Genomic DNA, 24,314 nt, shown 5'->3' with positions numbered 1-24,314 from the left:
GCATTGCCGAAAGAATCGCACTTAATTGGTGCGGGGTGCATCGCAAAAAAAGAAACTTTTCCGCATCAACCTATTAACATTCAGCTATGTTATGGGGGAATGACACCGCTTTCGCTGTGAATAAAACAGATAACTAGCAGGAAATACACACATCACATCACGTCGGCGTGGGTTTATTTAGCGCCACAACTGCAAAGGAGTTGGAACATGAAATTACGGAAACTGGGGCTTTGCCTTGCACTGGCAGGATTCGCCTCTGGTATCGCTCACGCTGAGGACGCAAAACCACAGGCCGCAGCTGATGCACAACAGCAAGCATCGACTCTGGAAAAGATTGCTAAAAACGGCGTGATCGTCGTTGGCCACCGTGAATCCTCCGTCCCGTTCTCCTACTATGACAACCAGCAAAAAGTTGTGGGTTACTCTCAGGATTATTCCAACGCGATTGTTGAAGCTATCAAGAAAAAGCTGAACAAACCGGACCTTCAAGTCAAAATGCTGCCGATTACCTCGCAGAACCGTATTCCGCTGTTGCAGAACGGCACCTACGATTTTGAATGTGGCTCCACGACCAATAACCTTGAGCGTCAGAAACAGGCCAGCTTCTCCGACAGCATCTTCGTCGTGGGTACGCGCCTGCTGGTGAAAAAAGGCGGCGCGATTAAAGACTTCGCCGATTTGAAAGGCAAAAGTGTTGTTGTGACTTCAGGTACCACGTCAGAGATTCTGCTGAACAAGCTGAACGACGAGAAGAAACTCGGCATGCGTATCATCAGTGCAAAAGATCACGGTGACTCTTTCCGTACCCTGGAAAGTGGCCGCGCTGTTGCGTTTATGATGGATGATGCTCTGCTGGCAGGCGAACGTGCTAAGGCGAAAAAACCGGCTAACTGGGAAATTCTTGGCACCCCACAGTCTCACGAAGCTTACGGCTGTATGCTGAGAAAAGGTGATGGCGAGTTTAAAAAACTGATGGACGACACGATTGCCCAGGCACAAACGTCTGGCGAAGCGACTAAGTGGTTCGACAAATGGTTTAAACAACCTATCCCACCAAAAAATATGACGATGGACTTTGACCTGTCTGACGACATGAAGGCATTGTTCAAAGCGCCTAACGACAAGGCAATGAATTAACAAAGAAAAAACACGCACTGATTCGCGTGTCAACAGGGCGGTACGCTGCCCTACGATTGTTGAACACAGGCTCGGACAGACACAGTCAGGCGGACAGGGCTTAAGTCCTGGCGCCTGACGAAGATGCAAACCGGTCGTTCCCCGGTGCGCATATCAAAAGACTCTCCCGAAACAGGGAGAATCTTTGAGCCTCTCATCAATCTTCAGGGTAGCGGTCGCTACCCTTTTTTTCCGGAGTCTTTTATGTCTATTGATTGGAACTGGGGAATATTCCTGCAAGAGGCCCCATTCGGTAATACAACCTATCTTGGTTGGCTGTGGTCCGGTTTTCAGGTCACCATCGCCGTCTCCGTTTGTGCCTGGATTATCGCCCTGTTAGTCGGTTCCCTGTTCGGTATTTTACGAACCGTGCCTAACCGTCTGCTTTCAGGTCTTGGCACCTGCTACGTTGAGTTGTTCCGTAACGTGCCGCTGATCGTGCAATTCTTTATCTGGTATCTGGTGGTGCCGGAGCTGCTGCCGGAAGGTCTCGGCATGTGGTTTAAATCGGAAATCGATCCGAACATCCAGTTCTTCACCTGCTCAGTGCTGTGCCTCGGTCTGTTCACCGCCGCCCGTGTTTGTGAACAGGTTCGTGCCGCCATTCAGTCACTCCCCAGCGGCCAAAAAAATGCCGGCCTGGCCATGGGGCTGACGCTGCCACAAACCTATCGCTACGTGTTGCTGCCTAACGCCTACCGCGTGATTGTGCCGCCGATGACCTCGGAGATGCTCAACCTGGTCAAAAACTCAGCCATTGCTTCCACCATCGGGCTGGTTGATATGGCGGCTCAGGCGGGAAAACTGCTGGACTACTCCGCACACGCCTATGAATCTTTCACGGCAATTACCCTCGCCTACATCGCTATCAACGCGGTGATCATGCTGCTGATGGGACTGGTTGAACGTAAAGTCCGCTTACCGGGGGGCAAATAAACAATGTATGAATTTGACTGGAGTACCATCGTCCCCAATCTGCCTTACCTGTGGGCAGGGATGGTTGTTACGCTGAAAATCACCGTGACGGCGGTTATTTTTGGCATCATCTGGGGCACCTTGCTGGCGGTCATGCGCCTGTCATCCTTCAAACCTATCAGCTGGTTCGCCAAGATCTACGTCAACCTGTTCCGCTCCGTTCCGCTGGTGATGGTGTTGCTGTGGTTCTACCTGGTGGTGCCCAGCTTCCTGCAGCAAGTGCTGGGGCTGTCGCCAAAGACAGATATCCGCCTGATCTCTGCGATGGTGGCCTTCTCGCTATTCGAAGCTGCTTATTACTCAGAAATCATCCGTGCGGGTATTCTGAGCATTGCTCGTGGTCAGGGTAGCGCTGCACTGGCACTGGGTATGACGCAGTGGCAATCGATGCGGTTAATCATCCTGCCTCAGGCGTTTCGCGCCATGGTGCCGCTGCTGCTTACCCAGGGCATTGTTTTATTCCAGGACACCTCGCTGGTCTATGTTCTGAGCCTGGCGGACTTCTTCCGTACTGCCGATACCATCGGTGTGAATAACGGTACTGAGATTGAAATGGTGCTGTTTGCCGGTGCGATTTACTTCGTTATCAGCCTTAGCGCTTCGCTGTTGGTCAGCTATTTAAAGAAAAAAAGGACTGCGTAAATGATTACCCTGAAAAATGTTTCTAAGTGGTATGGTCACTTTCAGGTGCTGACCGACTGCTCAACCGAAGTCAAAAAAGGTGAAGTGGTGGTGGTGTGTGGTCCTTCAGGTTCAGGGAAGTCGACGCTGATCAAAACGGTGAACGGTCTTGAGCCTATCCAAAAAGGGCTGATTGAAGTGAATGGCACCCCCGTCAACGACAAGAAGACCAACCTTGCCCAACTGCGTTCTAAAGTTGGCATGGTGTTTCAGCATTTTGAGCTGTTCCCACATCTGTCGATCGTCGAGAACCTGACACTGGCACAGGTAAAAGTCCTGAAACGTAATAAAGAAGAAGCGCGTCAGAAAGGGCTTAAGCTACTCGAGCGCGTTGGCCTGTCCGCCCATGCCAATAAGTTCCCTGGACAGCTCTCCGGTGGTCAGCAGCAACGTGTAGCAATTGCCCGCGCGCTGTGTATGGATCCTATCGCCATGTTGTTCGACGAACCCACTTCAGCGCTGGACCCGGAAATGATCAATGAAGTGCTGGACGTCATGGTCGAACTGGCGAATGAAGGCATGACAATGATGGTGGTGACGCACGAAATGGGCTTCGCCCGTAAAGTGGCCAACCGGGTGATCTTTATGGATGAAGGAAAGATTGTCGAAGATTCACCGAAGGATGAGTTCTTCAACAATCCACAGTCTGAGCGTGCTAAAGACTTCCTGGCGAAGATTCTGCATTAATCCGTAGGGAGCCAGGTATGCCTGGCTCTGGGTCGGGCATGCCCGACCCCTACATTAATCCGTTGTGCCATTGTCCTGCGTTCATTTATGGCTCAAAGGGCTGACGTACAAACTGGTCATGACTGCACTCCGGGCAACGTTTCAGAACCTCGGGTGTGTAAATCGCCCGCGTATACTGACAGTTCTCACACACCAGATTGCCCAATCCCACCACTTCACCGCTTTGATAGACGCCATGATGGTTAAGGTCCTGGAAGACTTCGCGCCACTCAAGCTGACTCTTATCGGTAATATCAGCCAGCTCTTTCCACAGGCTCTGACGGATAACCCGCATAAACACGCTATCGCTTAATTCTTCCTGGTTCTCCGCATAGCTGCGGGCAAACTCTTCCAGGTCACGACGAACGGCACGGCTGACTTCATCAATTTCGCTACGGGTCAATTCCCCCCTGTTTTGCATGCGCTGTCGGGCACTCTCCACCAGGGTATCGATGTCACGTTCCCCGCGCTCCAGGCGTTGAGTCAGAGAAGACACCAGCTCGCGATAATACTGAGCAACCTTGTTCATAGACACTCCTTATTGATAACGAAAGCGTTTCTCCTCATTCTAGTTGCTGATGGCAAATACCCACATTTTCGCACTAAAATTTGCCGCCGCGCTTCCAGCTTGCAGAGAAATGCCCCCCGGCAGGACGCTTACTGTTGTTGCCTCGGGGCCGAATCAGCTATGCTATGCGGATCTGAACGAATACGAAAAAATTGATACAAAGGATTACTGGCTACTATGCAAGAGCAATATCGCCCGGAAGAGATAGAATCCCATGTTCAGCAGCAATGGGATAACAAGCAAACGTTCAAAGTGACCGAAGAAGAAGGTAAAGAGAAGTACTACTGCCTCTCCATGCTGCCCTATCCTTCTGGCCGCCTGCACATGGGCCACGTACGTAACTATACTATTGGCGATGTGATCTCCCGCTATCAGCGCATGCTGGGTAAAAACGTCTTACAGCCCATCGGTTGGGATGCATTCGGCCTGCCCGCTGAAGGAGCCGCAGTAAAAAACAACACTGCGCCTGCGCCATGGACTTACTCCAATATCGACTACATGAAGAACCAGCTTAAACTGCTGGGCTTCGGCTACGACTGGAACCGTGAACTGGCGACCTGTCAGCCAGAATACTATCGCTGGGAACAGTGGTTCTTTACCAAGCTGTATGAAAAAGGCCTGGTTTACAAAAAGACCTCCGCGGTTAACTGGTGTCCACACGATCTGACCGTTCTGGCTAACGAGCAGGTCATCGATGGCTGCTGCTGGCGTTGTGATACCAAAGTTGAACGTAAAGAGATCCCACAGTGGTTTGTGAAAATCACTGATTATGCCGACGAACTGCTGAATGACCTCGACACGCTGGAAAGCTGGCCTGAGCAGGTTAAAACCATGCAGCGTAACTGGATTGGCCGCTCTGAAGGCGTGGAAATCGAGTTTGATGTCAGTAACAGCCAGGAAAAGCTACGTGTGTACACCACGCGTCCTGACACGTTCATGGGCGTTACGTACCTCGCTGTGGCAGCAGGCCATCCTCTGGCTGCACAAGCAGCAGCAAGCAACCCAGCGCTGGCTGACTTTATAGCTGAGTGCCGTAACACCAAGGTTGCTGAAGCAGAAATGGCAACCATGGAGAAAAAAGGCATGGCCACCGGCCTGTACGCGCAACACCCGCTGACGGGTGAGGACGTGCCGGTATGGGTCGCTAACTTCGTGCTGATGGAATACGGCACAGGCGCCGTGATGGCCGTTCCTGGCCACGACCAGCGCGACTGGGAGTTCGCCACTAAATACGACCTGCATATCAAACCGGTTATCCTGGCCGCAGACGGCAGCGCACCGGACCTGAGCGAAGCGGCAATGACCGAAAAAGGCACGCTGTTTAACTCTGGTGAGTTTGACGGTTTGTCTTATGAAGAAGGCTTCAACGCCATCGCGACGAAACTGGCCGATAAAGGCGTCGGTGAACGTAAAGTGAACTACCGCCTGCGCGACTGGGGTGTGTCTCGTCAGCGTTACTGGGGCGCCCCGATCCCAATGGTCACCCTGGAAGATGGCACCGTTATGCCAACCCCGGAAGACCAGCTGCCGGTGATCCTGCCGGAAGACGTGGTGATGGATGGCATTACCAGCCCGATTAAAGCCGATCCTGAATGGGCAAAGACCACCGTCAACGGCCAGCCTGCGCTGCGTGAAACCGACACCTTTGACACCTTTATGGAATCCTCATGGTATTACGCGCGTTATACCTGCCCGGATTACGATAAAGGCATGCTGGACCCGGCTGCCGCCAACTACTGGCTGCCAGTGGACCAATATGTTGGCGGCATTGAACACGCCATCATGCACCTGCTTTATTTCCGTTTCTTCCATAAACTGCTGCGTGATGCAGGGTTGGTGAACTCGGATGAACCCGCAAAACGCCTGCTGTGTCAGGGAATGGTACTGGCAGACGCCTTCTATTATCTCGGCACCAGCGGAGAACGTAACTGGGTTTCACCGGTTGACGTGACCGTTGAGCGTGATGAGAAGGGCCGTATCACCAAAGCCAGCGATGCCGAAGGCCATGAGCTGGTGTATGCCGGCATGAGCAAAATGTCGAAGTCGAAAAACAACGGCATCGACCCGCAGATCATGGTCGAGCGTTACGGTGCAGATACCGTTCGCCTGTTTATGATGTTTGCTTCACCAGCAGAAATGACGCTGGAATGGCAGGAATCCGGCGTGGAAGGGGCTAACCGCTTCCTGAAACGTGTCTGGAAGCTGGCGTTCGAACACACAGAAAAAGGCGCAACAGTTGCCCTGAACGTTGATGAACTCAACGACGATCAAAAAAGCCTGCGTCGTGACTTGCATAAAACCATCAGTAAAGTGTCTGATGATATCGGCCGTCGTCAGACCTTCAACACCGCGATTGCGGCAATTATGGAGCTGATGAACAAACTGGCACGCGCCCCGCAGGAGAGCGAACAGGATCGTGCGCTGATGCAGGAAGCGCTGCTGGCCGTAGTACGTATGCTTAACCCGTTTACGCCGCACGCCAGCTTCGTGCTGTGGCAGGCGCTGGGTGGTGCTGGTGATATTGACAACGCACCGTGGCCGCAGGCAGACGACGCTGCGATGGTGGAAGATTCACTGCTGGTTGTGGTACAGGTTAACGGCAAGGTGCGCGGTAAAATCACCGTTCCCGCTGACGCTAATCAAGAACAGGTGCAGGCTCGCGCTGCGCAGGAGCATCTGGTGGCCAAATATCTCGATGGCGTCACCATTCGTAAAGTGATTTACGTACCGGGCAAGCTGCTTAACCTGGTCGTTGGCTGATGTCTGGAGGAATCGTGCGACATCCTATAGTCTCTCTGTTACTCAGCCTGGCGGTGTTGATCACCGCCGGTTGTGGTTACCATCTGCGCGGCACCACTTCGGTGCCGCCGGAAATGAAAACCTTGATTCTCGATACCGCTGACCCGTACGGTCCGCTGACGCGCGAGGTGCGTGAGCAGTTAAGACTGAACGATGTCAATATTATTGATAATCCGCAAGAGCGTACCGATGTCCCTTCCCTGCGCCTGATGGGGGAAACTCGGGGTCGCGATACCGCCTCTATTTTCCAGGACGGGAAAACAGCTGAGTATTCAATGATGATGACCATCAATGCTCAGGTACTGGTGCCCAATAAAGGCATCTATCCAATCAGCGCCACGGTATATCGTTCATTCTTCGATAACCCGCTGGCAGCGTTGGCCAAAGACTCTGAACAGCAGATCATTGTCAATGAAATGCGAACTCAGGCCGTGCAGCAGTTGGTGCGCAAGCTTCTCACCGTGCATGCGGCTGAGAACGATGCGTCAATCAATACGCTTGGCAATACCCCTTCAGCAGTCGACCGTTTGCCAACTGACCCGGGCAGTATGTCGGACAGTTCTTACACACGATGATCAGGATTTACCCTGAACAGCTAGGCGCGCAACTCCGGGAGGGGCTGCGCGCCTGTTATTTATTGAGTGGTAATGAACCGCTGCTGCTGCAGGAAGCACAGGATGAGATTCGCGCCGCCGCCCAGCAGCAGGGCTTTACCGAACACTTCAGTGTCACACTGGAAGCGGGCACCGACTGGCAGGATATTTTTGCCATCTGCCAGGCGCTCAGTCTGTTTTCCAGCCGCCAGACGCTGCAACTGACGCTGCCAGAAAATGGCCCCAATGCCGCGACAGGTGAACAACTGCTCACCCTGTCAACGCTGCTGCACAGCGATATTCTGCTGGTGCTGCGAGCCGCTAAACTGACCAAAGCGCAGGAAAACAGCGCCTGGTATAAAGCGCTCAGCGCAAAAGGTGCGGTGGTTCCCTGCCAGACGCCGGAACAGGCGCAACTGCCGCGCTGGGTGTCTGCACGCGCCAAAAAGCATCAACTCACGCTGGATGATGCCGCTAATCAGCTGTTGTGTTACTGCTACGAAGGCAATCTGCTGGCCTTGTCGCAGGCCCTGGAGCGGCTGTCGCTGCTGTGGCCGGACGGAAAGCTGACGCTACCCCGGGTTGAGCAGGCGGTAAACGATGCCGCGCACTTTACCCCTTTCCACTGGGTAGACGCCCTGCTGGCAGGGAAAAGCAAGCGCGCCCTGCACATCCTGCACCAGATGCATTCAGAAGATAGCGAGCCGGTGATCCTGATGCGAACCCTGCAACGCGATCTGTTGCTGCTGGTGACGTTACAGCGACAAATGGCACAGACGCCGCTCCGCACGCTGTTCGATCAGCATCGTGTCTGGCAGAACCGCCGTACGCTGTTCAGCGATGCATTACAGCGCCTGAGTGCCATGCAACTCGCCCAGGCGGTACGGCTGCTAACGCAGATTGAGTTAACACTGAAGCAGGATTACGGCCAGTCCGTTTGGTCTGAGCTGGAAACCCTGGTGCTGATGTTATGCCATCCGTCATTCCCGGCGAGTTTTTGTGATGTCTGATCGCTACGCGCTCCATGCCCTGTTCGGCGGCACATTTGACCCGATTCATTACGGTCACCTGAAACCAGCAGAAGCACTGGCCCAACTCACCGGACTGGAAAAAGTGACGTTACTGCCGAACAACGTCCCCCCACATCGCCCGCAGCCGGAAGCGACATCAGAACAGCGTGTGGCGATGGTAAAACTGGCGATTAGCGATAACCCGCTGTTTGACCTTGATCTGCGGGAAATGCAGCGCGACACGCCGTCTTATACTATCGACACGCTGGCAGCCCTGCGTCGTGAACGCGGTGACCGACAGCCACTCGCCTTTATCATTGGTCAGGATTCCCTGCTCACCTTACACAAATGGCATCGCTGGCAGGATTTACTGTCGCTTTGCCATCTGCTGGTCTGTCAGCGACCCAGCTATCGCAGTGAAATGGAGACACCTGAGCTACAACGCTGGCTTGATCGTCATCTGACAACGCAGCCACAGGTGCTGCAACAATCCCCTGCCGGTAACATTCTTCTGGCTGAAACACCGCTGATTGATATTTCCGCCACGGAAATCCGCGCGCGCCGCCATCGGGGCGAGTCGGATGTCGACCTGCTGCCCCCGGCAGTTAGCGACTACATCGATCGCGAGGGTTTATATCGTAACCTCTAACAGCGTGATATACTGCGCCGCTCAAATTTTCAGGGCGTAAGCCCCGCAAACACACAATGTTACGGTTATCATTTCAGCTCACGTGGCTTATATGAGATAACCCATCAGACTTAAAATCCCAAGGGGGAACCTTTTGCAAGGTCAAGCACTCCAAGACTTCGTCATTGATAAATGTGACGATTTAAAAGCTCAGGACATCATTGCTATCGACGTTCAGGGCAAATCAAGCATCACCAGCTGCATGGTTATCTGCACCGGTACTTCAACACGTCATCTGGTTTCAATCGCAGAACACGTGGTACAGGAAGCCAAGCTGATCGGTCTGGATGCATTTCGAGTGAACAGCCGTGCCCCAAGTGACTGGGTAGTGGTTGATCTCGGTGAAGTCATCGTTCACGTGATGGAAGCTGAGAGCCGCAAGCTCTACGAACTGGAAAAGCTCTGGAGTTAAACCGTGAAGCTTCAACTGGTCGCCGTCGGCACCAAAATGCCTGACTGGGTACAAACTGGTTTTATGGAATATCTGCGGCGTTTTCCCAAAGATATGCCCTTTGAACTGGTTGAAGTGCCCGCCGGAAAGCGCGGTAAAAATGCGGATATCAAACGCATTCTGGAAAAAGAAGGCGAACTGATGCTGGCCGCCTCAGGAAAAGGCAACCGCATCGTCACGCTGGATATACCCGGCCAGCCGTGGGAAACCCCGCAGCTTGCCAGCCAGTTGGAACGCTGGAAGCAGGATGGCCGTGATGTCAGCCTGTTTATTGGCGGACCGGAAGGCTTGTCACCCGCCTGCAAGGCTGCGGCGGAACAAAGCTGGTCACTCTCAGCGCTAACCCTGCCCCATCCGCTGGTACGCGTATTGGTTGCAGAGAGTTTATATCGTGCATGGAGCATTACTGCGAATCATCCTTATCACCGCGAATAGCGAATAAGGCTAACCGGACTGACAAAGCAGCGGATGAAATTACAACGTAACTCCTTTCGTGACTACACCGCAGAGCAGACACTGTTTGTTCGCAGGGCTCTGATTGCATTTTTTGGCATTATCACACTTTCCGGTGTTCTGGTGGCCAATCTGTACCACCTGCAAATCATCCGCTTTGATGACTACAGCACGCGCTCCAATGAAAACCGCATCAAACTGGTTCCTGTCGCCCCGAGTCGCGGTATTATTTACGATCGTAATGGCATCCCGCTGGCGCTTAACCGCACCATTTATCAGCTTGAGCTGATGCCAGAAAAAGTGGAGAACCTGCAGCAGACGTTGCAGGAACTTAAACCGATTATCGATCTCACCGATGACGACATAGAAGCCTTTCAAAAAGAGCGTAAACGCTCGCGTCGCTTTACCTCTATCGCCGTGAAAACCAGCCTGAACGATGTCCAGGTGGCGCGTTTCGCCGTGAACCAATATCGCTTCCCCGGCGCTGAAGTCAAAGGCTACCAGCGTCGCTATTATCCCTACGGATCTGCCCTGACCCATGTACTGGGTTACGTGTCTAAAATTAACGACCGTGACGTCGAGCGCCTCGACAAAGAGGGTAAATGGCCGAACTATGCCGCCACCCATGATATCGGTAAGCTGGGTATTGAACGCTACTACGAAGATGTATTGCACGGTAAAACCGGCTACGAAGAAGTGGAAGTGAACAACCGTGGCCGCGTGATCCGCCAGTTGCATGAGCAATCACCCCAGGCCGGGCGTGATATCTATCTGACTATCGACCTTAAACTTCAGCAATATATTGAAACCTTGCTGGCGGGTAGCCGTGCCGCAGTGGTGGTGACGGATCCACGTAATGGCGAAATCCTGTCGATGGTTTCCATGCCAAGCTATGATCCGAATCTGTTTGTCGACGGTATCTCCAGTAAAGATTACAACGGCTTGCTGCATGACGAAAACCGCCCATTGATTAATCGTGCGACCCAGGGAGCCTACCCTCCTGCCTCGACGGTGAAACCGTATATTGCGGTCTCCGCCCTGACGGCAGGTGTTATTACTCGCAATACCAGCCTTTTCGACCCCGGCTGGTGGCAACTGCCCGGTTCTGAAAAGCGCTTCCGTGACTGGAAACGCTGGGGGCATGGTCGTCTGAATGTCACCAAATCGCTGGAAGAGTCTGCCGATACCTTCTTCTACCAGGTCGCCTATGATATGGGCATTGACCGTCTGGGCGAATGGATGAGCAAATTAGGTTATGGTCATCTTTCGGGCATCGATCTGATCGAAGAAACCCCGGGTAACATGCCCACGCGCGAATGGAAAATGAAGCGCTTTAAGAAACCCTGGTACCAGGGCGACACCATTCCGGTGGGCATCGGCCAGGGTTACTGGACCGCGACACCAGTGCAGATGAACAAAGCGCTGATGATCCTGATTAACGACGGTGTGATTAAAACGCCACACCTGATGATGGACACCATGCAAGGTTCGGTGAAAGTGCCATGGCGTCAGCCACCGGCTCCGCCTATCGCGGATATTCACACCGGATACTGGGAAATTGCGAAAGACGGAATGTATGGCGTTGCGAACCGTCCAAACGGTACGGCGCGTAAAAGCTTTGACGATGCGCCCTATAAAATTGCCGCCAAGTCCGGTACCGCGCAGGTATTTGGCCTGAAAGCGAACGAAACCTACAACGCCCACAAACTGACTGAGCGCCTGCGTGACCATAAACTGATGACCGCGTTTGCGCCTTATGACCACCCTCGCGTGGCCGTCAGTATTATTCTCGAAAACGGCGGCGCAGGCCCGGCAGTCGGTACGATCATGCGCCAGATACTCGACCATATTATTCTTGGCGATAACAATACCAACCTGCCTGACGCTGCACCAACGCCGCCAGGCTATGAAGGCGAATAACCGGTTATGAATGATAGCCATCAGAAACGGACAATCTGGACTCGCATCCACGTTGATCCTCTATTTTGCCTCATCATTACCGCGCTGCTGATCTACAGCGCGCTGGTGATGTGGAGTGCCAGCGGCCAGGATCCCGGCATGATGGAGCGCAAGCTCGGTCAGATCGCTATGGGCGTGATTGTCATGCTGGTGATGGCGCAGATCCCACCGCGCGTCTACGAAGGCTGGGCACCCTATCTGTATATTGTCTGCGTGATCCTGCTGATTGCGGTCGATGCGTTCGGTCATATCAGTAAAGGCGCACAGCGCTGGCTGGATCTCGGCGTGGTACGATTCCAGCCATCGGAAATCGCTAAAATAGCCGTACCGCTGATGGTGGCGCGCTTTATTAACCGTGATGTCTGCCCGCCTACGCTGAAAAATACCGCTATCGCGCTGGTACTGATCTTTATGCCGACCCTGCTGGTGGCCGCACAGCCCGATCTGGGAACGTCGATCCTGATTGCCGCATCCGGGCTTTTTGTCCTTTTCCTGTCTGGCATGAGCTGGAAACTGATCGCTGTTGCGGTGCTGCTGGTCGCTGCGTTTATCCCGATCCTGTGGTTCTTCCTGATGCACGACTATCAGCGCGATCGCGTGATGATGTTGCTGGACCCGGAAACTGACCCGTTGGGCGCGGGTTACCATATTATTCAATCGAAGATAGCCATCGGCTCTGGTGGCCTGCGTGGGAAGGGCTGGCTACATGGAACTCAGTCGCAGCTGGAGTTTTTACCCGAGCGTCATACGGACTTTATTTTCGCTGTCCTTGCGGAAGAATTAGGATTAGTCGGGGTGCTGGTTCTGCTGATACTCTACGTGCTGCTGATTATGCGCGGCCTGATGATGGCCGCCCGCGCGCAGACAACCTTTGGTCGCGTGATGGCTGGCGGTATGATGCTGATCTTCTTTGTTTATGTTTTTGTTAACATTGGCATGGTCAGCGGCATTCTGCCCGTTGTTGGGGTACCGTTACCGCTGGTCAGCTACGGGGGGTCCGCGCTGATCGTCCTGATGGCCGGGTTCGGGATCATTATGTCGATTCACACCCATCGAAAACTGTTGTCGAAGAGCGTTTAAGAGGCATAAACATGCGTAAGGATTGGCTTTGGATTGCCCTGGCTTCAGCACTGCTGGCGGCCTGTACTACTGACAGCGACCAGCAGGCGCCCGTCACCCAACAGCAAGCGACCTATAACGGGCCGGTGGTTGAAATTGGCGGTGCGGAACCTCGCTATGAACCGATTAATCCCGGCACCAGCCAGGATTACTCGGTCAACGGCAAAAATTATAAAATTGTCAAAGACCCATCGAACTTCAGTCAGGTTGGTCTGGCTGCCTGGTATGGCGAAGAAGCCAGCGGCAATCGTACTGCAACGGGCGAAACCTTCGATCCGAACGCCATGACGGCCGCACACCCGACGCTACCTCTGCCCAGCTACGTCCGTGTGACCAACATCGCCAATGGCCGCATGATTGTGGTGCGCGTCAACGATCGTGGCCCTTACACGCCAGGCCGTATTATTGACCTGTCCCGTGCGGCAGGCGACCGCCTGAATATCTCCAATAACAGCAAAGTCCGCGTTGATTACATTGCTGTCGCACCGGATGGCAGCCTGTCAGGCCCGGGGACGGTTGGCACCACCGTGGCGAAACAAAGCTATGCGCTGCCCTCGCGCCCGGAGATTGGTGGCGGAATGACAATGGGCGGTGCTGCTGCGTCCCCACCGATGATGTCATCACCACCATCACAGCCCGCACAATACTCCAGCCCGCAACCACAGGAAATGGAACAGCAACAGTCACGTCCGGTGGATAACAGCTCGCTGAACAGTGATAACACTATGGGCGCTCCCGTGCGCAGCAGTGGTTTCCTTGGCGCAGCACAACCCTTACCGGGCGGCGTACTGGAAAGCAGTGAACCCGTCGCGGCAACACCTTCCGCTTCTTCAGCCCCTGCTGCTGTCGCGGCCCCAACCGCAGCGGGGATTTCACGCCCTGCAACAGGTGCCACCGGCAATTATGTGGTGCAGGTTGGCGCACTGAGCGATGGCCCACGCGCACGCCAGCTCGCCACCAGTTTGGGCAAACAGTTCGGCGTTCCCGGCTCAGTAGACAGCCGTGGCAATGTGTATCGCGTTCAGCTTGGTCGTTTCACTTCGCGCCAGCAGGCCGCCGCATTACAGCAGCGACTGGCGAGTGAAGCACAGCAACAATCGTTTATTACTGTCGCACCTGACGCAATGTAATTCTCTACTGACCCGCCAGATTTGGCGGGTCGTGGCAGGATGATTTTGTTATAGTGAGTCACTTTTTTTAACCTAGCCCATGGATGTTGTCGTCCTTACATGAACACTCTGAAGCCATCCCGACTGCTCAAACGCCTGACTACAGGCACGCTTATTGCCCTCAGCCTCAATGTTGTCGCTTATGCTGACGACCTGAACATCAAGACAATGATCCCCGGCGTACCGGAAATTGATGCTGAAGCCTATATCCTGATCGATTACAACTCCGGGAAAGTCCTGGCTGAGAAGAATGCCGATGCGCGGCGTGACCCGGCGAGTCTGACAAAAATGATGACCAGCTATGTCATCGGCCAGGCGGTCAAAGCCGGTAAAATCCATCAGGATGATATCGTCACCGTCGGGAAAGATGCCTGGGCAACTGGCAACCCCGTTTTCAAAGGCTCGTCTCTGATGTTCCTGAAGCCTGGCGACCGCGTACCGGTCTCTCAGCTGACGCGCGGTATCGTACTGCAATCAGGCAATGATGCCTGTGTGGCCATGGCCGACTATGTTGCCGGCAGTCAGGATGCGTTCGTGGGCCTGATGAACAACTACGTGAAAGCGCTGGGCCTGCAAAACACCCACTTCCAGACGGTCCACGGTCTGGACGCTGAAGGGCAGTACAGCTCGGCGCGCGATATGGCGCTGATTGGCCGCTCACTGATCCGTGATGTGCCGGACGAATACGCCGTTTATCACGAGAAAGAGTTCACCTTTAATAATATTCGCCAGACCAACCGTAACGGTTTGTTGTGGGATACCAGCCTCAACGTTGATGGTATTAAAACCGGCCACACCGATGCGGCAGGTTATAACCTGGTGGCCTCAGCAACCGAAGGCCAGATGCGTTTGATCTCCACCGTGATGGGCGGCCACACCTACAAAGGGCGTGAAACCGAGAGTAAGAAATTGCTGACCTGGGGCTTCCGCTTCTTCGAAACAGTGGCACCACTGAAAGCCGGGAAAGAGTTTGCCTCTGAGCCGGTGTGGTTTGGTAACAGCGATCGTGTGCAGCTGGGCGTGGAAAAAGATGTGTTCCTGACCATCCCTCGTGGCCGCATGAAAGACCTGAAAGCCAGCTATACCCTTAGCAATACCGAGCTGCATGCTCCCTTGCAGAAAAACCAGGTCGTCGGCAGCATCAACTTCCAGTTGGATGGCAAAACTATTGAACAGCACCCGCTGGTGGTGCTGAATGATATGCCAGAAGGCGGCTTCTTTGGCCGCATCATTGACTATATCAAACTGATGTTCCACCACTGGTTCGGTTAACCACAGATCCGGGTTGGGCATGCCCAACCCCTACGCGATCGCCCACTACTTGAAATTATTCTGCAATATCCCCATATTGTGAGTATCTGTGAACTCCCGCTACGGCGGGAGTCCTTGTTGGTGTCACCGGAGTCCATATGAAAACCAATCTTAAAGAACTGCTCGAATTCCCCACCTCTTTTACCTATAAAGTGATGGGTCTGGCACAGCCGGAGCTGGTCGATCAAGTGGTTGAAGTGGTGCAGCGTCATGCACCAGGTGACTACTCTCCGGATGTAAAACCAAGCAGCAAAGGCAATTATCATTCGGTGTCGATTACCATCACCGCAACCCACATCGAACAGGTCGAAACCCTGTATGACGAGTTGGGTAAAATTGAAATTGTCCGCATGGTGCTGTAACCCTGACGTTGGCGGGGCAAGCTAGCTCTTGCCCTGTGCCAACGTTATACTGTTCCCCTCGTTACCCAACCGGATTGTCCGTTTTGCCTCACACTAGCCTGATTATCCGCCAACTCGGCATGCAGCCCTGGGCGCCTGTTTCTCTCGCCATGCATCAGTTCACCGACCAGCGTGACGATAATACGCCGGATGAGATCTGGCTGGTGGAACACCCCCCGGTGTTTACTCAGGGGCAGGCAGGAAAAAGCGAACACCTGTTAATGCCCGGCGATATTCCAGTCATGCAGAGCGATCGTGGCGGCCAGGTGACTTATCATGGCCCCGGCCAGCAGATCATGTATGTGATGGTGAATCTGAAGCGCCGTAAAACGGGCGTACGCCAGTTGGTTACCGCCCTTGAACAAACGGTGATCGATACACTGGCCCATTTTTCCGTCACGGCCAATGCGCGCCCCGATGCCCCTGGTGTCTATGTTAACGGTAAAAAAATCTGCTCATTAGGGCTGCGGATCCGCAACGGCTGCTCTTTTCATGGACTGGCGCTGAATATCGATATGGATTTAACCCCCTTCCTGCGCATTAACCCCTGTGGCTATGCCGGAATGGAGATGACGCAGCTGGCGGCACTCACTGCCTCTGTGACGCCTGACGATATCCAGCCATTGCTGATCAAAAATTTTGCCCTTCAACTGGCAATAACTGACGTTTCCTGGAGCGAAAGTACTGAACTCCCGCTAAGATAGGGAGCAAATGCGCATGTTGCTTTACAATTCTGCAACGCTTTCTCGCACTGGCAGGCTGAATCTGCTGCGAGGAGATGATATAATTTTTGCGCTTTATCAAAAAAAGTTGAAAATCACCAACTCATTGAGTGTTAGCGGCTGTTTTGTATACGAATAGATTGCCGCAATCCAACCTGGAACCTGCAAGAATATGAGTAAACCGATCGTGATGGAACGCGGTGTTAAATACCGCGACGCAGACAAAATGGCACTGATCCCGGTGAAAACCGTGATGACCGAGCGTACGGAGATTTTACGTAAGCCAGACTGGATGCGTATTAAACTTCCTGCCGATTCCAGCCGTATTCAGGGCATCAAAGCCGCGATGCGTAAAAATGGTCTGCACTCCGTTTGCGAAGAGGCTTCCTGCCCTAACCTGTCTGAATGTTTTAACCACGGAACGGCCACCTTTATGATTCTGGGTGCCATTTGTACACGCCGCTGCCCGTTCTGCGATGTGGCCCACGGCCGCCCGGTAACACCTGATGCCAACGAACCCGGCAAACTGGCACAGACCATCGCTGATATGGCACTGCGCTACGTGGTGATCACCTCGGTTGACCGTGATGACCTGCGCGATGGCGGAGCACAGCACTTTGCTGACTGTATCCGTGCTATCCGTGAAAAAAGCCCCACGATTAAAATCGAAACCCTGGTGCCTGATTTCCGTGGTCGTATGGACCGCGCACTGGAAATTCTGATTGATACACCACCGGATGTGTTTAACCACAACCTGGAAAACGTGCCACGCGTTTACCGCCAGGTCCGTCCGGGTGCTAACTATGACTGGTCACTGAAATTGCTGGAACGCTTTAAAGAAGCTCATCCGGACGTGCCGACCAAGTCAGGTCTGATGGTGGGATTAGGCGAAACTAACGCAGAAATCGTTGAAGTGATGCGTGATCTGCGTCGCCACGGCGTGACCATGCTGACTCTCGGGCAGTATCTGTCGCCAAGCCGCCATCATTTACCCGTACAGCGCTATGTCAGCCCTGCTGAGTTCGACGAAATGAAAGAAGCCGCAATGGATATGGGCTTCACCCATGCAGCCTGCGGCCCGTTCGTACGTTCGTCATACCATGCTGACCTCCAGGCGAAAGGCTTAGAAGTAAAGTAATCCTCGTGCCCGGAACAAAAAAACGGATGACAATGTCATCCGTTTTTTTTGAGCAGCGTTACTCTTTGTGTGAGATCTGCCCGGCGCTTTTTTCTTCTGACGCGGCTTTCTGCGCGGAAGAATCATCGTCATTCATGGCCTTCTTAAATCCCTTAATGGCCGAACCTAAATCCCCGCCCAGGGTCCGCAGCTTTTTGGTTCCGAATAACAGGACGATTAACGCGCCAACAATCAGCAGTTTGGCGAGACTAAAACCTTCCATACTTACCTTCTTTGATTTATCTGACCGTCACAACGGTCGGTAACAGGTGTGTATTAACGCGCTGATGGCGTGAAAATACAACTGCAATCTGTAACAGAATATGCGCTGTATTAGCGTAATCCCTGTCAGATAAAGCGGCTCAGAAAAGCCTGCGTACATGGGTGTTGGGGATTCACCAGAACCTCCTCCGACGCCCCCTGCTCAACCACGCCTTCCCCAGCATCAGCGCCAGCGTAATAGCGTTTTTTTCATTATTGACTCCCCCCGCCATCAAGTTCAGGGCGGGCAAAGCGACGATTCGCTAACACCGGCAATGCGCGACGCGCATCGGCAATACGCTGTGGGTCGATCTCGGCAAACACCAGTGCCGGGCCTTCTGCGGCTTTGGCGATCGCCACACCGAGCGGATCAACGACCAGACTGTTGCCAATATTGCGCGGACCGCATTCGCCCACTGCTGCCATATAGCAGGTATTTTCCAGCGCACGAGCGGTGACCAGCACCTCCCAGTGCATCTCCTTCAGTGGCCCGCGCACCCACGCAGCGGGCAGCACCAGCAGGTCGGCACCGTCCAGTACCAGGCGACGAGCCAGCTCCGGGAAACGCACGTCATAGCAGGTCATCAATCCAACCTTAAGCCCGTCAACATCTACCAGCGGGGGTATCCGGTCGCCAGCACTCACATTACGTGACTCCTGCACGGCGAAAGCATCATACAGATGCAGCTTGTCATAGCGGGCGATAATCTCTCCGCCACGGAGAACGACCAGCACATTCAGCACGCGACCATCATCAGCCGGCACATGCAGGGTCAGCACCGTCGTCAGCGTATTACCACGACTGACGGCCAATAGCTGGCACAGGAAGGGACCATCCAGCTTTTGTGCGGATTTTACTGCCAGATCCGGGTCGGCAATATCCCTTGCCAGCACCGCTTCCGGCAGCACTAACAGACGCGCTCCCTGTTGCTGTGCCTGCTGCATAAAACCCACACAGGTCTGTGCATTGTCCTGCCACTCACGGCTGACCGCAAACTGCCCTAAAGCGACTTTCATCATCAGCCCAGCTCTTTAATATGGTAACGAGGGGATTCTTTGTAGCCCTCACGGGCATAAAACGCATTCGCTTTTTCACGCCGTTCATGGCAGTGCACCTCTACCCGGTCACAGCCACGCTCCATTGCCAGCTGCTCTGCATATTGTAACAACTGCTGCCCGGCCCCTTTGCTGCGCTCACCTTCGGCAATGCAGAAATAGCTGATACGGGCAAAATCTCCTGCCAGCGCAAGCTGTGGAATAAAATGCAGTGACAAAAACCCCAGTACCGTATTTCCCTGTTCAGCAATAAGAAGCCGCTCAGTCTCATCGATGATCAGTTGGGCAAGTCTGCGTTCAATAAAAGGCGCGGTATCCGCATATCCCAGTTCTGTTAACAATGCGCTGAGGGCAAAAGCATCTTTCGATTCAGCCAGACGAATATTCATGGTCATTCTCCGCAATATGCCAACGAGCCGGATAAAACAGGTGAAAACTTCTGCCTATGTTTATAGCTGTAGCAAGGCGGTCCCTGCAAGGAGCCAGATCACAGGGTAATGTTACAAAAGCTATTTAGTGTAAGGATCCCCGTCATTATGGCGTGCAATCCCCTATTTTAATGTTTCCTTAATAATCGCACGGCACACTGGTCATCATTCAGCCAACAGAGATGATCGCCATGAACTTTATCCCCCGCCATAAAAATGAGTATCTTGCCGTGCTGCTGGCCTGTACTGCGACCGTTGCCTGGCTGATGCAGTATTTCAACACCTAGAGGCGTACTGTGCCCCCGGATCGCAGGCGAAAAAAAACCCGCCATTGGCGGGTTTTTAAAAATTCTGTCTGATAACTTAAATAGCGGCAACGTTAGCAGCAGATGGGCCTTTGGCACCGTTGGTGATTTCGAACTCTACACGCTGACCTTCAGCCAGAGTTTTGAAACCATTGCTCTGGATGGCAGAGAAGTGTACGAACACGTCTTTGCTACCATCTTCAGGAGTAATGAAACCGAATCCTTTGGACTCATTAAACCACTTAACGCTACCTTTGATCTTAGACATCTATATTACCTTTACATGAAAAATGGACACTAAACTGTGTCGGGGGTTAGTACAGCAATTGCCAAGGCTTTTGTCCAGTAGCCGAGGACGAAAAAGTGATAAATATCGCCTTTTTTTACCCGACATCATTTTTACGACAAACCCCGGAGATTAAAACTGCCAGCGCAGCCAGGCGAAGAAAACATTGCCGTTATTGTAAGTTCCTGGAATGTAAGTCATCTGAAAAGTTGCCCGCCCATAGCCGACGGAGGCCAGCGGCAGCACCAGTGGGATCGGGATATAGTTCCAGTTATCACGCATTGTTACCCCGGCGGTATAACCCAGACCAAGGCGGAAATCAGGGTCATTTAGCGGTCGCCAGGTTTTCTCCCAGCCATAACCGCCAAACGGTTCCCACTTATTATAGGAGTCCTTAAATGCCATCAGATAGATGCCATTCCAGTTACCCTTTTCGTCATAACGTGAAACACCGCCACCCGCGCCCCAGGGACGTTCATTGTACCGGTCGGTTTTCTCTTTGTCGTAAGTCCAGCGGTTATGCCAGGTGATAGCAGGAACATAAAGATCGACAGTTTGTGGTTCATTCCATGTCTGGCTAACGTTATCCCTGAAGGAATGCCAGGTATCAGCAATCCCATCTCCCAGGGTTGCCGCATGCGCACTGCTCAGAGTCAGCCCACTGAGCAGGGTCGACAGTAATAAGACTGGTTTTGTGTTCACGATAAATTCACTGCTCCCTGGATGATCGCTATATGCAACATCCTCAACGTTAGTCAGAAACCCTGACCAAATGCATTACCCGTTCTGGTAATAATTATAAATGAAACACTTAAACACTCCATTAATCACCGAAATACATCCCATCAGTAAAAAGAGCGCTCCCGATTTTTCACATTATAAAACATCGGGGTAGGTAAGAAAAAATATAATTTAGCTGAGAAAATATCACATCAGGAAAGCGCGTAAACTTCAGCCCTCACCTTTCCCAAAAAGAGAAAAAAACCTTCACAGCGCTAATCAATCTATGAAAATTAGATGAGATTTACTTGATGAAAGTCATTGTACCGTGAATGAATTGACTGTTTTTATCCTCAATACTTCGAAAAAATTGATAAACAGAACGTAAAAACGACAAAAATCATACTATTAGCCCCTTAATGCCCATCGCTAATTAATAAATTTTATTTATAGATCTCTCGGAGATTTTTGATAAGATAATTCTCATTAATAGCACTCAGGAAGAGTAGAGGTTGTGAAAATGCTAAGGTGTGGCAAGTGCGGAAGTTCAAAATTTATATTCACGACGCGCAATGATAGTGCCGAATATCACGGAGCTGCTTGTGCCGTCTGCCATAAGCGTCTGAATCGACATGATACCTGTATCCGTTCTGCGGAATCGGTTTCAGTATGGACAACGACGAAGGGCGATAAGCACGCCGAATGCTACTTCACGGATAAGCCCTTGCGTGGGTGATATTGAAGGAATGACGTGGAGTACGGGGCCAGCAAACTGCTGACCGCCGTGTTAAAACGGAATAATACTGACTCTACGTACCGTTAGAAAATAAGCTTGAATACACCGGTAATGGTCAGCAGACCCACAATAAAGATGATCGCAATAATCCAGAGAATAATTTTCATTCCATGCCCTCTTCTCATAAAAAAAGTCACTACAACGTAGTGACTTAAGTATAGAAGAAGATTGACGCTTCGCGTGGTCAACCCGCTCAGGCAGAAACTACAGCACCAGCGACAGCATCCAAACCAGCGCAAAACCGGTCACTCCCATCGCCGTTGTCAGCACCGTCCAGGTTCTCAGACCGTCGGCAACCGACAGACCAAGATAACGCGTCACCACCCAGAATCCGGCATCATTCACATGCGACAGCCCTAAGCCACCGAAACAGGCAGACAGGGTGACCAGCACCAGTTGTGTATCACTCAACCCGGTGACCGCCTGCGTCAGCAGGCCACTGGTCGTCAGAATGGCGACGGTCGCCGATCCCTGCGAGGCACGCAGTGCCAGCGACAGGATAAAAGCAGCGGGAATCAACGGCAGATGGATAGTTTCCAGCGACAGTGCCAACGCTTTACCCACACCGGATTCCACCAGCACCTTACCAAACGCCCCCCCTGCCCCCGCCACCAGAATCACCCCAGCCGAACTCGGAATAGCACGATCCAGCAGTTCGCTGAGCTTTTCTTTGCTCCAGCCACGGCGCAGCCCGAGCAACCAGGCAGAAAGCGCCAGTGCGATCAGTAATGCAATGGCCGGCGTCCCCACCAGCGTCAGGAACTGGCGCAGGCTGTTGCCTTCCGGCAGCACGCTGTGTGCCAGTGTACCCACGACAATCAGGACAATCGGCACCACAATGAGCGATGAAATCATCCAGGCACCCGGTGGCAATTCCTGATTCTGACGCGGGCTACTTTCCGGTTTCGCCAGTTGAAGCTGCTCCAGGACATCCAGGGACAAATGATACTGACGACGGTTCATCACTTTCGCGACAAAATAACCCACCACACCGACCGGAATCGATACAGCGATACCCAGCAACATCAACCAGCCCATATCAGACCCTAACAACCCCGCTGCCGCCGCCGCCCCCGGATGAGTCGGCAATGCGACGTGCACGGTTAACATCACCCCCGCCATCGGCAAACCATATTTTAGCGGAGAGACGCGCGCCACTTTGGTGAAACCGTAAATCAGCGGGATAACAATGATGAACCCGACTTCGAAGAAGACCGGTATCCCGAGGATAAACGCCGCCATGGTCAGTGCGGCGACGGTGCGTTTGACTCCCAGCGTATGGGTAAACCGCTGTGCCAGCGACTCCGCCCCGCCGGACGATTCAATGATTGCACCCAGCATCGCGCCCAGCACGATAATAATGGTAATCGAGCCGAGCAGCCCGCCCATACCGGAAACAATCACCTTCATAATGTTATCGGCAGGTATACCGGTCGAGATCGCCACTAACAGGCTGACGACCAGCAGAGCAACAAACGGATGAACTTTGGCTTTAATCACCAGCAGCAGCAGGATCAGCACGCTGGCAACAGCAATGGTTAATAACAGGGCAGTAGACATCTTTGCAGCCTCGTAGGGTTTTATGTTTTACGCAGTGCTCTACAGCACCGTTTTATTTCATTTTCCCCGGCTTTACCGCCTGATTCAGGCAGCAAAAAGCCAGCGCTGCGCGCCAGAACACGCAGCGTTCATCACAATACGTCCTGTTATTTAAAGGCGTTAAACCAGCCCAGCCCTTCCAGCGTGGTTGTACGTGGGAAATACTCGCAGCCAATCCAGCCGGTATATCCGCTACGATCGAGCAGGTCGAACAGCCACGGATAGTTAATTTCACCCTCGTCCGGTTCATGACGATCCGGTGCGGAAGCAATCTGGATATGCTGATACTGCCCGATATAGTCAGTAATCAGATGGCTCAGGTTGCCATCTACCAACTGCGCATGGAACAGATCGAGCTGGCTGAACACGCCTGGGCGGTCGATACGTTTGATGATATCCAGCACCTGATACTGGCTGGAATAGAGATAATTGGGTTTCGTCTTTGGATTCAACGCTTCCAGCAAAACACGCACGCCATGCGGAGCAAAGCGCTCTGCGGCATAGCGCACGTTATCGATGAAAGTGCGGCAGTAAGCCTCACGGTCAGCCCCTTCCGGCACCACCGACGCCATGATATGAACCTGGCGGCAATTCAGCGCCAGCGCATACTCCAGCGCCCGATCGATATCTTTGCGGGCATCCACTTCACGGCCGGGGATTGCAGAAACACCCCACTCACCCGCCGCTGTATTACCGGGCGCCGTATTGAACAGCACCAGTTCCAGATGATTGCGGGTTAACGCCTGCTTTAACGTATCGGCGTCGTATTCATAGGGAAAAAGAAACTCTACCCCATGAAAACCGGCTTCAGCTGCGGCATCAAAACGCGCCAAAAATGGCAGTTCGTTAAACAGGGTGGACAGATTGGCAGCAAATTTAGGCATG

26 protein-coding genes and 1 pseudogene are annotated in these 24,314 nt (G+C 53.0%); 17 read left to right on the top strand and 10 right to left on the bottom strand.

From position 1 onward, the window contains the following. Window positions 1-207: 207 nt before the first annotated feature. The 4 genes from WH279_RS02845 (at window position 208) to WH279_RS02830 (ending at window position 3,519) form a co-directional block, all read left to right on the top strand. The gene (locus tag WH279_RS02845; protein WP_339454960.1) at window positions 208-1,137 is read left to right on the top strand and encodes an amino acid ABC transporter substrate-binding protein; all 930 of its coding nucleotides are present in this window, start codon (window positions 208-210) and stop codon (window positions 1,135-1,137) included. A gap of 243 nt (window positions 1,138-1,380) precedes the next feature. After that, window positions 1,381-2,112, top strand: coding sequence for an amino acid ABC transporter permease (locus WH279_RS02840; RefSeq protein WP_133845584.1), 732 nt, complete (start codon window positions 1,381-1,383; stop codon window positions 2,110-2,112). A gap of 3 nt (window positions 2,113-2,115) precedes the next feature. Continuing rightward, a complete protein-coding gene (gene gltK, locus WH279_RS02835) occupies window positions 2,116-2,793 on the top strand; it encodes a glutamate/aspartate ABC transporter permease GltK (protein ID WP_062745345.1) in 678 nt (225 codons plus the stop codon). Continuing rightward, entirely contained in the window at window positions 2,794-3,519 is a 726-nt protein-coding gene (locus WH279_RS02830; protein ID WP_133845586.1) for an amino acid ABC transporter ATP-binding protein, read from the top strand. Window positions 3,520-3,604: 85 nt separating this feature from the next. Here the strand turns inward: WH279_RS02830 and WH279_RS02825 are convergent, their stop codons facing one another. Next, window positions 3,605-4,087 carry a zinc ribbon-containing protein gene (locus tag WH279_RS02825; RefSeq protein WP_133845588.1) on the bottom strand — a complete coding sequence of 161 codons (483 nt, stop codon included), beginning with the start codon at window positions 4,085-4,087 and terminating at the stop codon, window positions 3,605-3,607. A gap of 216 nt (window positions 4,088-4,303) precedes the next feature. Here WH279_RS02825 and leuS point away from each other — a divergent pair, with 216 nt between their 5' ends. The 13 genes from leuS (at window position 4,304) to lipA (ending at window position 17,939) form a co-directional block, all read left to right on the top strand. Beyond that, window positions 4,304-6,886 (top strand): leucine--tRNA ligase, encoded by a 2,583-nt coding sequence (leuS, locus tag WH279_RS02820; protein ID WP_339454959.1) that lies wholly within the window; start codon window positions 4,304-4,306, stop codon window positions 6,884-6,886. A gap of 14 nt (window positions 6,887-6,900) precedes the next feature. Next, window positions 6,901-7,500 (top strand): LPS assembly lipoprotein LptE, encoded by a 600-nt coding sequence (gene lptE / locus WH279_RS02815; RefSeq protein WP_339454958.1) that lies wholly within the window; start codon window positions 6,901-6,903, stop codon window positions 7,498-7,500. After that, on the top strand, window positions 7,497-8,528 hold the full coding sequence (gene holA / locus WH279_RS02810) for a DNA polymerase III subunit delta (protein WP_200641544.1): 1,032 nt from the start codon (window positions 7,497-7,499) through the stop codon (window positions 8,526-8,528). Before lptE ends, holA begins: the two co-directional genes overlap by 4 nt. Beyond that, entirely contained in the window at window positions 8,521-9,177 is a 657-nt protein-coding gene (nadD, locus tag WH279_RS02805) for a nicotinate-nucleotide adenylyltransferase (protein WP_339454957.1), read from the top strand. Before holA ends, nadD begins: the two co-directional genes overlap by 8 nt. Window positions 9,178-9,310: 133 nt before the next feature. Then, window positions 9,311-9,628, top strand: coding sequence for a ribosome silencing factor (gene rsfS / locus WH279_RS02800; RefSeq protein WP_062745328.1), 318 nt, complete (start codon window positions 9,311-9,313; stop codon window positions 9,626-9,628). Between the two features lie 3 nt (window positions 9,629-9,631). After that, window positions 9,632-10,102 (top strand): 23S rRNA (pseudouridine(1915)-N(3))-methyltransferase RlmH, encoded by a 471-nt coding sequence (gene rlmH / locus WH279_RS02795; protein WP_339454956.1) that lies wholly within the window; start codon window positions 9,632-9,634, stop codon window positions 10,100-10,102. A gap of 33 nt (window positions 10,103-10,135) precedes the next feature. Next, a complete protein-coding gene (mrdA, locus tag WH279_RS02790) occupies window positions 10,136-12,040 on the top strand; it encodes a peptidoglycan DD-transpeptidase MrdA (protein WP_339454955.1) in 1,905 nt (634 codons plus the stop codon). A gap of 6 nt (window positions 12,041-12,046) precedes the next feature. Then, entirely contained in the window at window positions 12,047-13,159 is a 1,113-nt protein-coding gene (gene mrdB, locus WH279_RS02785) for a peptidoglycan glycosyltransferase MrdB (RefSeq protein WP_339454954.1), read from the top strand. Between the two features lie 11 nt (window positions 13,160-13,170). Continuing rightward, a complete protein-coding gene (rlpA, locus tag WH279_RS02780; protein WP_339454953.1) occupies window positions 13,171-14,328 on the top strand; it encodes an endolytic peptidoglycan transglycosylase RlpA in 1,158 nt (385 codons plus the stop codon). A 99-nt stretch (window positions 14,329-14,427) separates the two neighbouring features. Continuing rightward, the gene (gene dacA, locus WH279_RS02775; RefSeq protein ID WP_200641539.1) at window positions 14,428-15,639 is read left to right on the top strand and encodes a D-alanyl-D-alanine carboxypeptidase DacA; all 1,212 of its coding nucleotides are present in this window, start codon (window positions 14,428-14,430) and stop codon (window positions 15,637-15,639) included. Between the two features lie 137 nt (window positions 15,640-15,776). After that, on the top strand, window positions 15,777-16,040 hold the full coding sequence (ybeD, locus tag WH279_RS02770) for a DUF493 family protein YbeD (RefSeq protein WP_062745316.1): 264 nt from the start codon (window positions 15,777-15,779) through the stop codon (window positions 16,038-16,040). 74 nt (window positions 16,041-16,114) lie between these two features. Further along, window positions 16,115-16,783 carry a lipoyl(octanoyl) transferase LipB gene (gene lipB / locus WH279_RS02765; RefSeq protein ID WP_445235214.1) on the top strand — a complete coding sequence of 223 codons (669 nt, stop codon included), beginning with the start codon at window positions 16,115-16,117 and terminating at the stop codon, window positions 16,781-16,783. Window positions 16,784-16,973: 190 nt separating this feature from the next. Beyond that, entirely contained in the window at window positions 16,974-17,939 is a 966-nt protein-coding gene (lipA, locus tag WH279_RS02760; RefSeq protein ID WP_339454951.1) for a lipoyl synthase, read from the top strand. 58 nt (window positions 17,940-17,997) lie between these two features. Here lipA and tatE read toward each other — a convergent pair whose 3' ends face one another. The 9 genes and pseudogenes from tatE to WH279_RS02720 form a co-directional block, all read right to left on the bottom strand. Then, window positions 17,998-18,201, bottom strand: a complete 204-nt coding sequence (tatE, locus tag WH279_RS02755) for a twin-arginine translocase subunit TatE (RefSeq protein WP_339454950.1) — start codon at window positions 18,199-18,201, stop codon at window positions 17,998-18,000. Between the two features lie 125 nt (window positions 18,202-18,326). After that, window positions 18,327-18,419 (bottom strand): annotated as a pseudogene (locus tag WH279_RS02750) (ectoine/hydroxyectoine ABC transporter ATP-binding protein EhuA); the annotation flags it as partial. Between the two features lie 33 nt (window positions 18,420-18,452). Further along, window positions 18,453-19,256 (bottom strand): deaminated glutathione amidase, encoded by an 804-nt coding sequence (locus tag WH279_RS02745; RefSeq protein WP_339455222.1) that lies wholly within the window; start codon window positions 19,254-19,256, stop codon window positions 18,453-18,455. A 2-nt stretch (window positions 19,257-19,258) separates the two neighbouring features. Next, a complete protein-coding gene (locus tag WH279_RS02740; RefSeq protein ID WP_339454949.1) occupies window positions 19,259-19,684 on the bottom strand; it encodes a GNAT family N-acetyltransferase in 426 nt (141 codons plus the stop codon). Window positions 19,685-20,086: 402 nt separating this feature from the next. After that, on the bottom strand, window positions 20,087-20,296 hold the full coding sequence (gene cspE / locus WH279_RS02735; RefSeq protein ID WP_004156612.1) for a transcription antiterminator/RNA stability regulator CspE: 210 nt from the start codon (window positions 20,294-20,296) through the stop codon (window positions 20,087-20,089). A gap of 150 nt (window positions 20,297-20,446) precedes the next feature. Continuing rightward, window positions 20,447-21,016 (bottom strand): lipid IV(A) palmitoyltransferase PagP, encoded by a 570-nt coding sequence (gene pagP / locus WH279_RS02730; protein ID WP_339454948.1) that lies wholly within the window; start codon window positions 21,014-21,016, stop codon window positions 20,447-20,449. An 837-nt stretch (window positions 21,017-21,853) separates the two neighbouring features. Next, window positions 21,854-21,937: a membrane protein gene (locus WH279_RS22700; RefSeq protein ID WP_017346848.1), complete on the bottom strand. Its 84-nt coding sequence runs from the start codon at window positions 21,935-21,937 to the stop codon at window positions 21,854-21,856. Window positions 21,938-22,034: 97 nt separating this feature from the next. Then, window positions 22,035-23,390: a GntP family transporter gene (locus WH279_RS02725; RefSeq protein WP_339454947.1), complete on the bottom strand. Its 1,356-nt coding sequence runs from the start codon at window positions 23,388-23,390 to the stop codon at window positions 22,035-22,037. A 146-nt stretch (window positions 23,391-23,536) separates the two neighbouring features. Beyond that, the gene (locus WH279_RS02720; RefSeq protein WP_339454946.1) at window positions 23,537-24,313 is read right to left on the bottom strand and encodes an HPr family phosphocarrier protein; all 777 of its coding nucleotides are present in this window, start codon (window positions 24,311-24,313) and stop codon (window positions 23,537-23,539) included. Window position 24,314 lies beyond the last annotated feature (1 nt).

Source organism: Erwinia sp. MYb375 (assembly GCF_037479175.1).
GTDB classification, from domain to species: domain Bacteria; phylum Pseudomonadota; class Gammaproteobacteria; order Enterobacterales; family Enterobacteriaceae; genus Erwinia; species Erwinia rhapontici.
The sequence above is the reverse complement of the archived record's forward strand: the minus strand, read 5'-3'. Positions and strand labels throughout refer to the sequence as shown.